This window comes from Streptomyces pratensis, from assembly GCF_037137275.1.
Lineage (GTDB): Bacteria > Actinomycetota > Actinomycetes > Streptomycetales > Streptomycetaceae > Streptomyces > Streptomyces pratensis_B.
This window is the reverse complement of sequence record NZ_JBBBEN010000045.1, coordinates 88,515-101,171: the sequence shown is the minus strand read 5'-3', so window position 1 is coordinate 101,171 and position 12,657 is coordinate 88,515. Positions and strand designations below refer to the sequence as shown.

General features: G+C 72.8%; 9 protein-coding genes. 8 read left to right on the top strand and 1 reads right to left on the bottom strand.

Annotated features, from left to right (window positions below):
• Positions 1-241 precede the first annotated feature (241 nt).
• From V9U70_RS00930 to V9U70_RS00915, 4 genes are all read left to right on the top strand, one after another.
• A complete protein-coding gene (locus tag V9U70_RS00930) occupies positions 242-1,540 on the top strand; it encodes a 3-deoxy-7-phosphoheptulonate synthase class II (protein WP_336672459.1) in 1,299 nt (432 codons plus the stop codon).
• A gap of 12 nt (positions 1,541-1,552) precedes the next feature.
• Positions 1,553-2,272: an isocitrate lyase/PEP mutase family protein gene (locus tag V9U70_RS00925; protein WP_419723914.1), complete on the top strand. Its 720-nt coding sequence runs from the start codon at positions 1,553-1,555 to the stop codon at positions 2,270-2,272.
• A 183-nt stretch (positions 2,273-2,455) separates the two neighbouring features.
• On the top strand, positions 2,456-3,940 hold the full coding sequence (locus tag V9U70_RS00920) for a peptidoglycan D,D-transpeptidase FtsI family protein (RefSeq protein WP_336672457.1): 1,485 nt from the start codon (positions 2,456-2,458) through the stop codon (positions 3,938-3,940).
• 84 nt (positions 3,941-4,024) lie between these two features.
• Positions 4,025-6,607, top strand: coding sequence for a bifunctional FO biosynthesis protein CofGH (locus V9U70_RS00915; protein WP_336672456.1), 2,583 nt, complete (start codon positions 4,025-4,027; stop codon positions 6,605-6,607).
• Between the two features lie 232 nt (positions 6,608-6,839).
• On the opposite strand, the gene V9U70_RS00910 is transcribed toward V9U70_RS00915, so the two are convergent.
• Positions 6,840-7,970 (bottom strand): response regulator transcription factor, encoded by a 1,131-nt coding sequence (locus V9U70_RS00910; RefSeq protein ID WP_336672455.1) that lies wholly within the window; start codon positions 7,968-7,970, stop codon positions 6,840-6,842.
• Positions 7,971-8,093: 123 nt separating this feature from the next.
• On the opposite strand from V9U70_RS00910, the gene V9U70_RS00905 reads away from it, so the two are divergent.
• The 4 genes from V9U70_RS00905 to V9U70_RS00890 all read left to right on the top strand — a co-directional run bounded on the left by V9U70_RS00905 (position 8,094) and on the right by V9U70_RS00890 (position 12,645).
• A complete protein-coding gene (locus V9U70_RS00905; RefSeq protein ID WP_336672454.1) occupies positions 8,094-8,717 on the top strand; it encodes an NADPH-dependent F420 reductase in 624 nt (207 codons plus the stop codon).
• A 42-nt stretch (positions 8,718-8,759) separates the two neighbouring features.
• A complete protein-coding gene (locus V9U70_RS00900; protein ID WP_336672453.1) occupies positions 8,760-9,650 on the top strand; it encodes an AfsR/SARP family transcriptional regulator in 891 nt (296 codons plus the stop codon).
• 171 nt (positions 9,651-9,821) lie between these two features.
• Positions 9,822-11,195 (top strand): FAD-binding oxidoreductase, encoded by a 1,374-nt coding sequence (locus V9U70_RS00895; protein ID WP_336672452.1) that lies wholly within the window; start codon positions 9,822-9,824, stop codon positions 11,193-11,195.
• A 97-nt stretch (positions 11,196-11,292) separates the two neighbouring features.
• Positions 11,293-12,645: an MFS transporter gene (locus V9U70_RS00890; RefSeq protein WP_336672451.1), complete on the top strand. Its 1,353-nt coding sequence runs from the start codon at positions 11,293-11,295 to the stop codon at positions 12,643-12,645.
• The last annotated feature ends 12 nt before the right edge of the window (positions 12,646-12,657 follow it).

Here is a 12,657-nt window from a genome sequence, read left to right as displayed (position 1 = left end):
TGGCGGGCCGCGCTTTCGGTGCTGCTCCCGTTCCCGCGGTCGGCGGTTCCACCGTCGCGACGGCCGCTGCCGAGAGCGCCGGGGGGAATGCGACTCGGGCGTCGGCCGCCTATGACATCGGGTGGAACGGGATGTCGGTTTAAGGGCTGTCCGGGGCCTGCCCGTTCGATCTTCGTGGCACACGGAGCGAAAAGGCCGTCAGCGTCCCTCCATCCGTCCCCTGGCATGCGGAGATCGATACGTGAACAGCAGACACAGACACGCTCAATTCTCGGTCACCGGGGCCGGGTCCGCCCGCCGGCCGGTCGTCGCGGAGAGGCAGGCCCACGGGACGAGCACGGCCGGCCCCGCGGCCCTCGGCCCCGGGACCACCGCCCCGCCGGCGGCGCAGCAGCCCGTATGGCCCGACCAGGCGGCCCTGCGCGCCGTCACCGGCGAGCTGGCCACGCTTCCGGGCCTGGTGCTCGTCGAGGAGTGCGTGCGGCTGAGCGAGCGGCTGGCCGCCGTGGCCCGCGGCGAGGCCGTGCTGCTCCAGGGCGGCGACTGTGCCGAGACCTTCGACGGGGTGTCGGAGGAACACGTCCGCGGCACGTTCGGCACCCTGGACGAGATGGGGGCCCTGATCTCCGCCGGCGCGGCACTGCCCGTGGTGCGCCTGGGCCGCATGGCGGGCCAGTACGCCAAGCCGCGCTCCAGCCCGGTGGAGGTCCGGGGCGGGGAGACCCTGCCCGCCTACCGGGGGGACCTGGCCAACGGCCTCGCCTTCACCCCGGAGTCCCGCACCCCCGACCCCCGGCGCCTCCGGCGCGGTTACCAGGTCTCGGCGACCACGCTCAATCTGCTGCGCGCCCTCGCGGCGCGGCGGGGCGCCGAGTTCTGGACCAGCCACGAGGCGCTGCTCCTGGACTACGAGCGGGCGTTGACCCGCACGACCGCGTCGGGCGTCTACGACCTCTCCGCCCACCTGGTCTGGATCGGCGAACGCACCCGCCAACCGGACGGCGCCCACCTCGACTTCGTGGCGGGCATCCGCAACCCGGTCGCGGTGAAGCTCGGCCCCGGCGCCACCGCCGACGACGCCCTGGCGATCGTCGACCGCCTCGACCCCGACCGCACGCCCGGCAGACTGACCTTCATCTCCCGCATGGGCGCGGACGCCGTACGGGACACGCTGCCCGACCTGGTGTCCAAGGTGCAGGCGTCGGGCGCCCGGGTGGTGTGGGTGTGCGACCCGATGCACGGCAACACCTTCGTGGCGCCCAGCGGCCACAAGACGCGGGACCTCGACCGGATCATGGACGAGGTCCGTGGCTTCTTCGAGGTGCATGCCGCCCTCGGCACGCATCCGGGAGGAATCCACGCGGAACTGACGGGCGAGCACGTCACCGAGTGCTTGGGTGGTACGCGTCCGGTCGCTCCGGAGGATCTGCCCACCCGGTACGAGACCGCCTGCGACCCACGCCTGAACCGGTGCCAGTCTCTCGACCTGGCCAGGGAGCTGGCAGACCTGTACGCCCGTCATCCATCCAGCAGGAGGTAACCCATGGCAGCCCTGAAGGCCGCCGAGTCGTTCTTGGCCATGCACGACCGTACGGACCGCGACGATCCGCTGGTCATCCCCAACGTGTGGGACGCGGGCAGCGCGCGCGTCTACGCGGAGGCGGGGTACCCCGCCCTCGCCACCTCCAGCGCCGCGGTCGCGGCGTCGCTGGGATACGAGGACGGCGGCGGCACCCCCGCCGACGAGATGTTCGCCGCGGTCGCGCGGATCGTGCGGTCGGTCGACGTGCCGGTGACCGCCGACATCGAGGCCGGCTACGGGCTGGCGCCAGAGGAGATCGTCGAGCGGCTGCTGGAGGCGGGGGCCGTCGGCTGCAACCTGGAGGACTCCGACCCCCTGACCGGGCAGGTGAAGGACGCGGAGGAGCACGCCAACTGGCTCGCCAAGGTCAGCGTGGCCGCGGGCGACCGGCTCGTTCTCAACGCGCGCATCGACACCTTCCTGTACGGGGACAAGTCGGTGGAGTCGGCGGTGCGCAGGGCCCGCCTCTACATCGAGGCGGGAGCCGACGTGGTCTTCCCGGTCCTGGCGCCGGTGGGCCTCCTGCCCGACATCGCGGAGTGCGTCTCGCAGCCCGTGAACGCCCTCTACCTGCCGGGCGGCGCGCGGCCGAAGGAGCTGGGAGCGCTGGGCGCGGCCCGCGTCACCTTCGGCGGCAGCCTGTACAGCCGCGCCATGGACGTGGCGCTGAGCATGGTCAAGGAGCTGTGATCTGAGTCACCTGACGGCCGGGCCGCCCGCCGAGGACGGCTGCGCCGCGGGGGCGCGCCCGGGCGCCGGTGCAACCGGGCACGTCCACAAGGCATCCTTACCCTCTGGGGATCGTCTACGCGGGCCCGGTCGGCGCACGCGTCCGCGCGTGGGGACCGGACGCCCGCCCGGTTGGGGAGTGGAATGAACAGGCCGTTGCGGCACATAGCCATCTTCTGCGGGCTGCTGGTGCTGGCCCTGCTGCTGCGGGCGAACTGGCTGCAGCAGGTCGACCGCCAGGAGCTGGCCGAGCACAAGCACAACGCCCGGGTGCGGTTCGAGCGCTTCTCCTCCCCGCGCGGCGACATCATCGTCGGCGGCAAGGCGATCACCGGCTCGAAGGAGACCGGCAGCAAGGACTACGCGTTCCGGCGCACCTGGAAGAACGGACCGATGTACGCGCCCGTCACCGGTTACGCCTCCCAGGCCCAGGGCACCTCCCTGCTGGAGCGGACCTACGACAGTGTGCTCAGCGGCCAGGACGACCGCTTCGCCTTCCGGCACGCCAAGGACGTCCTGATGGGGGAGCCGCGGCGCGGCGGCAACGTGATCACCACCATCGACCCGAAGGCGCAGAAGGCCGGCTACCAGGGGCTGACGGACCTGGGCGCGCGGGGCGCGGTCGTCGCCCTGGACCCCCGTACGGGCAAGGTGCTGGCGCTGGTCTCCGCGCCCTCGTACAACCCGGAGGACTTCGCGGGGCTCTCGTTCAAGGAGGGCGACCGCTTCAAGGCGCTCCTCGACGACAAGAGCAAGCCGCTGGCCAACCGCCCGCTGCGGGAGACCTACCCGCCCGGCTCCACCTTCAAGATCCTCACGGCCGCGGCGGCGCTGGAGCACGGAGTGGTGACGGACGTGGACGCGAAGACGGACGCGGTCTCGCCGTATCCGCTGCCGCTCTCCTCGTCCAGGATCGGCAGCGAGGCGGGGGACGCGGTCTGCGGCAACGCGTCCATGAAGACCGCCATGCAGTACTCCTGCAACAACGTCTTCCTCGACGCGGCCTCGGAGCTGGGCGAGGACCGGATGCGCGAGACCGCGGAGAAGTTCGGCTTCAACGAGGACGTGTACGCCGACGAGTTCGGCGACATGCTCGCCACGAAGAGCCTCTACCCGGAGGAGCTCGACAAGCCCGGCACGGCCCTCACCGGCATGGGCCAGGGCAGCCTCACCAGCACCCCGATGCAGATGGCGATGGTGACCGCGGCCCTCGCCAACGACGGCAAGCTGATGCAGCCCTACATCGTCGAGGAGCTGCGCGGCCCTGACCTGTCGACGCTGGAGAAGAACGAGCCGATGGAGAAGAGCCAGGCCGTCTCGCCCGAGACGGCGAAGAAGGTCCAGGAAATGATGGAGTTCACCGCGAAGGAGGGCAGCGCCCAGCGCGCCCTGATCGACGGTGTCACGGTCGGCGGCAAGACCGGCACCGCCCAGCGTGGCGTGGACGTCCGCGACGAGGTCCCGTACGGCTGGTTCGTCAGCTACGGCAAGAAGGACGACGGCCGCTCGGTCGCGGTCGCCGTCTTCATCGACCCGACGGACATGGACATCTCCCGCTCCGACATCTCCGGCGGCCGGCTGGGCGCGCCGATCGCGAAGAGCGTGATGCAGGCGGTGCTGGGGGACTGAGGCGGCACACGCCGGACGCGCCCGGCGGCCCCGCGCGCCGATGCCCCGGGTACGGCGCGAGCGCCCCGCTCGTATGCTCGGTCCATGACCGATCTCCAGAGCGGACGCCCCACCTCCAACGCCATGCGGCGCGCCCTCAAACGCGCCCGCGACGGTGTCGCCCTCGACATGACCGAGGCCGCCGTCCTGCTCCAGGCGCGCGGAGACGATCTGACGGACCTCGCGGCGTCCGCCGCCCGGGTGCGGGACGCGGGACTGGCGGCGGCCGGACGTCCGGGCGTGATCACCTACTCGCGCAAGGTCTTCATCCCGCTCACCCGCCTCTGCCGGGACACGTGCCACTACTGCACGTTCGTCACGGTCCCCGGCAAGCTCCGCCGTGCGGGGCACGGGATGTTCCTCTCGCCCGACGAGGTGCTGGCCATCGCCCGGGAGGGGGCGGCGATGGGCTGCAAGGAAGCGCTGTTCACCCTCGGCGACCGGCCGGAGGACCGCTGGCCGGAGGCCCGTGAGTGGCTGGAGGCCGAGGGGTACGACGACACCCTCGCGTACGTCCGCGCCATGGCGATCCGGGTGCTGGAGGAGACGGGTCTGCTGCCCCACCTCAACCCGGGCGTCATGACCTGGAGCGACCTCCAGCGCCTCAAGCCGGTGGCCCCGTCCATGGGGATGATGCTGGAGACGACGGCGACGCGCCTGTGGTCCGAGCCCGGCGGCCCGCACTACGGCTCCCCGGACAAGGAACCGGCCGTCCGGCTGCGGGTGCTCCAGGACGCGGGCCGCTCCAACGTCCCCTTCACCACCGGCGTCCTGATCGGGATCGGCGAGTCGTACGAGGAGCGCGCCGACGCCCTCTTCGAGCTGCGCCGTACGGCCCGCGCCTACCACGGCATCCAGGAAGTCATCGTGCAGAACTTCCGCGCCAAGCCGGACACGGCGATGCGCGGCATGCCCGATGCGGAGCTGGAGGAGCTGGCCGCCGCCATCGCGGTCGCCCGCCACATCCTCGGCCCGTCCGCCCGCATCCAGGCCCCGCCGAACCTGGTGGACGCCCAGTACGCCCTCCTCATCGGCGCGGGCATCGACGACTGGGGCGGGGTCTCGCCGCTCACTCCCGACCATGTGAATCCCGAGCGCCCCTGGCCGCACATCGACGACCTGGCCCGGAGGACCGCCGACGCGGGCTTCACGCTCCGCGAACGCCTCACCGTCTACCCCGAGTTCATCCAGCGCGGGGAGCCGTGGCTCGACCCCCGGCTCCTGCCGCACGTCCGCGCCCTGGCCGACCCCGAGACGGGCCTCGCCCGCGAGGGCGCGCTCCCCGCCGGGCTGCCGTGGCAGGAGCCCGACGAGGGGTTCGCCGCGTCCGGCCGCACCGACCTGCACCGCACCATCGACACGGAGGGCCGCACCGGCGACCGGCGGGACGACTTCGACGAGGTGTACGGGGACTGGGAGGCGCTCCGGGAGGCCGCCGCGCCCGGCATGGCCCCCTCCCGCATCGACTCCGACGTGCGCCAGGCGCTGAGCCGGGCCGCCGACGACCCGACGACGCTCACCGACGACCAGGCCCTCGCCCTGCTCCACGCGGACGGCCCGGCGCTGGACGAGCTGTGCCGGATCGCGGACGCGCTGCGCCGGGACGTGGTCGGCGACGACGTCACGTACGTCGTCACGCGGAACATCAACTTCACCAACGTCTGCTACACCGGCTGCCGCTTCTGCGCCTTCGCCCAGCGCCGCACCGACGCCGACGCGTACACCCTCTCCCTGGACCAGGTCGCGGACCGGGCGGCGCAGGCGTGGGACGTCGGCGCGGTCGAGGTCTGCATGCAGGGCGGCATCCACCCCGACCTGCCGGGCACGGCGTACTTCGACATCGCGCGGGCGGTGAAGGAACGGGTCCCCGGCATGCACGTGCACGCCTTCTCGCCGATGGAGGTCGTCAACGGGGCGTCCCGCACCGGGATGTCCCTCCGCGACTGGCTGACCGCGGCGAAGGAGGCCGGGCTCGACTCGATCCCCGGCACGGCGGCGGAGATCCTGGACGACGAGGTCCGCTGGGTCCTCACCAAGGGCAAGCTGCCCGCGGCCACCTGGCTGGAGGTCGTCAGGACCGCGCACGAGGTGGGCCTGCGCTCGTCCTCGACCATGATGTACGGGCACGTCGACCAGCCCCGGCACTGGCTCGGGCACCTGCGCACCCTGGCCCGGCTCCAGCAGGAGACGGGCGGGCTCACGGAGTTCGTGACGCTGCCGTTCATCCACACCAACGCACCGGTCTACCTCGCGGGCATCGCCCGGCCGGGGCCGACCGACCGCGACAACCGGGCGGTCACCGCGATGGCCCGGCTCCTCCTCCACCCCCACATCACCAACATCCAGACGAGTTGGGTGAAGCTCGGGGCCCAGGGTGCGGCCGAAATGCTTCGTTCGGGCGCGAACGACCTGGGCGGAACGCTGATGGAGGAGACCATCTCCCGTATGGCGGGGTCGAGTTACGGCTCCTACCGGTCCGTTCGGGATCTGGTCGCCATCGCGGAGCTGGCGGGCCGCCCGGCCCGGGCGCGGACCACGCTGTACGGGCAGGTCCCCGACGAGCGGATCGCCGCCGCCGCGGCGTCGGACGGGCGGCTGCCCGCGCTGCTGCCGGTGCTGCCGGGCTGACCCCGTCGCGGGGCGGGGGCCGCCCGCCCCGCGACGGCCCCTCCCGCGGGCGCTCCACGCCCCGGCCGGCGGGAGAGGTGACTACGCGCCGATCGGCGGTGGCCTGATGTCCTACCGTCCCGGTCGGAGAACGCGCGGATCACAGGCAGTGTTCTCCCCGGAGTCCCGCAGGCCTGCGACCCGGGGATGGATGGGGGGAGAGGTGTCGCTGCCGTGGTGTGCCGTCGGTGGTTCAGCCCGTGTGGACCCGGGTCATGTTCTTCTCGGCCAGGGGCGCGTAGTACTCGGTGAACAGCTTGCCGACCAGCTCGCCGCGGCTGGACACCCCGACCTTCTCGAAGACGGCCTTGATGTGGTCCCGCACGGTGTGCGGGGACAGGTGCAGCTGGGTCGCGATCTCGCCGGTGGGCAGGCCGCGGGCGATGTACTGGGTCACCTCGGTCTCCCGGTCGGTGAGCTCGTAGGCGTCCACGATCAGCGGGACGATCTCCGAGGTCTTCGCCGGCTCGATCACCACCGCCGCCGCGCCCAGCCTGCCGTGGGCCTCCCGCAGGCACGAGGCGTGGCAGACCAGCCAGTGGCCCGAACGGTTGCGCACCCGTGCCCGCGCCTGCCCGCGGTCCCGTTCCTGGGCGACGGCCCGTGCCTTCATCGCGGTGGCCTGCACCCAGGCCGGCACGCGGATGCCCTGGGGGGAGGGCACGGCGGGCCCCTCGGGGAGGGTGTCGAGGTAGGCCAGGGCGTCGTCGTTGACCGACATCAGCTCGCCGCTCGCGTCGAACAGGAGCAGGCCGGGGCCGTGCGGGGCGTTGGCCAGCGGCTGGGGCGAGGGCTCGGCGAACGACCGCAGCTGTTTGGCGAGCGGGGTGAGCAGGGAGGCGATCAGCTGGGTCTCGGCGGCGCCGAAGGCCGGTCTGCCCTCCGCCCGGAAGAGGCTGATGTGGCCCTGCGGGCAGCCGCCGACGCGCAGGACCGCGCGCAGTTCGTCCTGGAGGCCGCGGGGGCGCATGAACGACTGGTAGAGGGTGCTGCGTGCGGGCAGGTCGCCGGTGGTCTGCCGGAGCCCGGCCACCGGTACGGAGGCCCGCGCCAGATCGCGGAACAGGTTGACGTTCTCGGTGAACAGCTCGGATTCCCAGTAGACGGCGCAGCCGCCCTCGTCCAGGTTCTCCGCGCGGATGGGCGCGGTCATCATGCCGGTCACCGGGTCGGTGACGCGCCAGACGGCCGCGTCGTAGGGCATGAGGCGCCGCAGTTGGGCCGAGGCCTCGGCGAACATGCTGAGCGCGTCGGTGGACTTCGCGGAGCGGGAGAGCAGTTCCGCCCGGCCGACAGAGGTTCGGGAGATCGTCGAACTGGTCATCCTCCGACTGTCCCAGCCCGGCGGGATTCTTCCAACCCCTCACCTGGGGGGAGCGGTTGCTCCGAACGGTCCCCCTTGTTTGCGGGATGGGAACGGCGGCCGTATCCCCCGATCGTCGTGTTCATGCGGATTGGGATTGTCGGAGCGGGCGAGTTGGGGCTGGCTGTGGCGCGCCGGGCGGCGCTGGCGGGAGCCGAGGTGATGCTGGCGGACCGGAGCATCGATCGGGCCCGGGAGGCGGCCCTCGAGGCGATGACGGCGCAGACGCCGGGGCTCGTGCTCGCCACCACTCTGGCCGCGGCGCTCCGCGCGGAGGTCGTGATGCTCGCCGTCCGGTGGCCCGAGGCGCTGGAGCTGACCCGGCTGCACGCCGCGCGACTGGCCGGCAGGGCGGTCGTGGACATGAGCGTTCCCGCGCACTGCGATCCGGCGTCGAGCGCGGTGCGGCAGTTGGCCGGTGTCGCGCCGGACGCGCTGTGGGTCAAGGCGCTGACGACCGCGGAGGCGGGCGCCGTGCACCACGGCGCCACCGACGGCCTCCCGGTGGACGTGTTCGTCGCCGCCGACGACGACCGGGCCAAGGTGATCGTCGTGGAGCTGTTCGACCGCTCGGGGCTGCGGGCCTTCGACGCCGGAGGACTGGACAACGCCTGGGTGCTGGAGGGCATGGGCCGGCTGGGGCGGGAGGTGGGAGAACGCCTTCAGCTGAGTGAGAGCTGGAGCTTCAAGTTCATGCCCAGTTGGTGATCTCCCGGACACTACGGTTGAGTTTCAGGAAGGCGTTCACGCATGTCTACGCACCATCAATTCTCCGTTCTCGGTCCACTCGTCGTCCAGGGCGTGCACGGGTCCGTGCGGCTCGGGGGGAATCGGCAACGCATCCTGCTGACCCTGTTGCTGCTGGAGGCCAACAGGGTGATCGGGGTGGGGCGGCTGATCGAGGCGGTCTGGCGCGAGGCGCCGCCCGCCACCGTCCGCAGCCAGTTACGGATCTGCATATCGGGTCTCCGCAGGCTTCTGGCGGCCGCGGGCGTCGCGGCCGTCATCGAGACGCACCCGTCGGGCTATCTGATCCGGGTGCCGCGTTCCCAACTGGACCTGGCCCACTTCGAGGACCTGCTGAGCCGCGCACGGGCCGAGTCGCGCGCGGGCGAGGCGGAGAAGGCCGTGGCCCTGTTCCGCCAGGCCCTCCAGCTCTGGCAGGGGCCGGTGGGGGCCGGGCTTGACAGCGAGCTGCTGGAGACCGTGGCCCTGAAGGTGAACGAGGACCGCCTGTCGGCGATCGAGGACCGCTTCGAGCTGGAACTGGCCCTGGGGCGGCACCGTGAGGTGCTGGGCGAGCTGACCCGGCACGTGACGGAGAACCCGTTCCAGGAGACCTTGTGCCTCCAGCTGATGCTGGCGCTGTACCGGTCCGGCCGCACCGCGGAGGCGCTCTCCGTCTACCGCGACACCCGAAGACAGCTGGCCTGTGAATTGGGCCTGGAACCCAGCGAGAAGCTGCGCGCGATGGAGCGGATGATCCTGGACGGGCGTTCGCCCGACGACGTCGCGCCGATGTTCGTACCGCCGGTGCGGGTCCCGGCGCGGATCGTGAGCGCGCCGGGTCCGCAGGACCGCATCGCCCATCTGGAGCGGGAGATCGCCCAGCTGCGCCACGCACAGCTCCACTCCGGCTGACCCCTCCGCTTCTCGCCCGTCTTCCCTCAGGTCGGGGCCTCTTTCGGGGGTGTCCTCCCCTCCCATACCCCCTAAGCAGGGGATGGGAGGGGAGGCCCCGGACGAGAAGACTCCTCCCCATCACCGCTGCGCTTCTGGAGCCGTCGCGCGGCATGGAGGAGGGACGTGATCGTGGCAGGACGACGTGGACACGCGGGTATCGACGAGAGTGCCCTGGACGGGCTCGTCGCGCGGCTGAAGGGCGAGCTCTTCACCCCGGAGGACCCCGGGTACGAGCGGGAGCTGGCGGGGTTCAACCGGATCGCGCGACACCGGCCGGACGTGGTCGTCGCGGCCCAGGCGACCTCGGACGTGTCCGCCGCGGTGTCCTTCGCCTCCGAGACGGGCCTTCCGGTGGCCGTCCAGGCCACCGGCCACGGCATCGCCGCTCCCGCGTCCGGAGGGGTCCTGATCTCCACCCGCAGGATGAACACGGTCGCCGTCGACGCCGCTGCCCGCACCGCGCACGTGGAGGCCGGGGCCCAGTGGCACCAGGTGATCGCCGCCGCGGCGCCGCACGGACTCGCCCCCCTCAACGGGTCCTCGCCGCTGGTCGGCGTCGTGGGCTACACCCTGGGCGGCGGTCTCGGCCCGATGGGGCGGCAGTACGGGTTCGCGGCGGACCACGTGACCTGCGTCGAGGTCGTCACGGCCGACGGCAGCGTCCGCAAGGCCGACCGCGAGCGGCACCCCGAGCTGTTCTGGGCGCTGCGCGGCGGCAAGGGCAACTTCGGCGTCGTCACCGGGCTCTGGTTCGACCTGATGCCGGTGAGCAGGCTCTACGGCGGCGGGCTCTACTTCCCCGGGGAACAGACCTCGCAGGTCCTGCACACCTGGCGGCAGTGGACCGCGACCGTGCCGGAGGAGATGAGCTCCTCGGTGGCGCTGCTGCGGCTGCCGGACGTGCCGGACGTGCCGGCCTTCCTCCGCGGCCGGCTCGCCGCGCACGTGCGGATCTCCTTCACCGGCGGGGCCGCGGAGGGCGAACGGCTGGTCCGCCCGCTGCGCGAGTGCGGGACCCCGCTGGCGGACTCGGTCGCCGAGATGCCGTACACGGCGGTCGCCGACATCCACGCGGACCCCACGCACCCGCTGCCGTACCACGAGCGCAACATCGTGCTGCGGGAGCTGGACTCCGAGGCGACGGAGCGGCTCGTGCGGGTGGCGGGCCCCGATTCGTCCTGCGGCGACCTGATGGTCGAGGTGCGCCACCTGGGCGGAGCGCTGGCCCGCCCCGCCCGGGTGCCCAACGCCGTGGGCGTCCGCGAGGGGGCGTTCACGCTCGCCACGCTCTCGCCCCCCGGCACGCCCGACACGGTCCTGGGGCGGATGGAGCCGTGGAGCGCGGGCCGCCGCTATCTGAACTTCCTGGCCGGGGCGGACACGGCCGGGGCGACGGGCGAGTGCTTCTCGCCGGAGACCCTGAAGCGGCTGGCGCGTGTGAAGGCCGCGTTCGACCCCGACAACCTCTTCCGCCTCAACCACAACATCGCCCCCCGGCCCTAGGGGCGCCCTTCTGCTCCGCCGGGGCCCGGTGGCTCCGGCGGCCTCCCTCCCCGCCCTGCCGGGATATTGGCAGGTACTCATCAATTATGGAGCTCTCGTGACCACACACCAGGCCGCGTCCCCCGCGGCCGCCGCCGACGCCCCACCCTCCGGAGCCCGCTCGGCCGGGCTGCTCTTCGGGGCCCTCTTCGGCCCGGTCGTCTTCGGCGTCACCGCCGCCGGCGTCGCCCTCCCCGACGTGGCGACCTCCCTGAACGCCTCGTCCACCGCCACCGCCTGGGTGCTCACCGCCCACGCGCTGGCCCTCGGCGTCGGCACGGCGCTGTTCGGACGGCTCGCCGACACCCGCGGCCTGCGGACCGCACTCCTCCTCGGCTCCCTCGCGCTCGCCGTCGGCGCCGCGATCTGCCTCCTCGCCCCCAACCTCGGCGTCCTGGTGGCCGGACGCTTCGTCCAGGCCGCCGGCTCCGGAGCGATGGCGGCCTGCGCCATGGCGCTGACGGCCTCCGTGCCCCCGGACCGCCGCCCCCAGGTGTTCGCCGGATTCGGCGCGACGATGGCGATCTTCTCGGCCAGCGCCACCCTCGCGGGAGGCGTCTTCACCGAGTGGGTGACCTGGCGCATCGCCCTGGTCCTGCCGGCGCTCTCCCTGCTGGTCGTGCCCCTCTGCATGGCCAGGGCGCCGGAGCGCAAGAACTCCGGCCGCTCCATGGACCTGCCCGGCGCCGCCCTGCTGACCCTGACCGCCATGTCGTTCCTCGTGCTGATCCAGTCCTCCGCCCTCGCCCTGAGCGCCCCGCTGGTCATCGTCACCGCCGCCGTGCTGCTCCTGGCCGGCGCCGGCCTCACCTGGCGCACCCGCACCAGTGAGACCTCCTTCGTCCCCCGCGTCCTGGTCACCGACCGCGTCTTCCTGAAGGCGGCCGTCATCGGCATCGGCGTCTACGGCGGGCTGTTCGCCGCCATGTACGCGGTGCCGCAGCTCCTCGTCCGCGACCACGGCTGGAGTGTGCTGGCCGTCGGCGTGTGGCTGCTGCCCGGCGCGGTCGTCGGCGCGGTGCTCTCCCGGCTGGCCGGCACCCTCACCGCCGGAGACCGGGGCAACAAGCTCCTGGGCGCGGTCGCCCTCGCCTTCGCGGCGGCCCTGGGCGGCGCGCTGGCCGGGTCGGGCGTCCTGCTGCTCCTGCTGGGCGCGTCCCTCGGCTTCGCCGCGTTCTCCGTCACCCAGGTCTTCACCACGGCCCTGATGTCGGCCCACATCGAGCCGGCGCGGCGCGGCGGCGCGATGGGGCTGCTCAACCTGACCTTCTTCGTCGGCGGAGGCGTCGGCAGCGCCACCGCGGGCGCGCTGGCCAAGTCGATGTCGCTCTCCACCGCCCTCGGCGTCATCGGGCTCTTCCCGCTGGTCGCCGCCGTCGTCGCGTTCGCCCTGTCCCGTCGCACCGCCTAGGGACACCGCCCG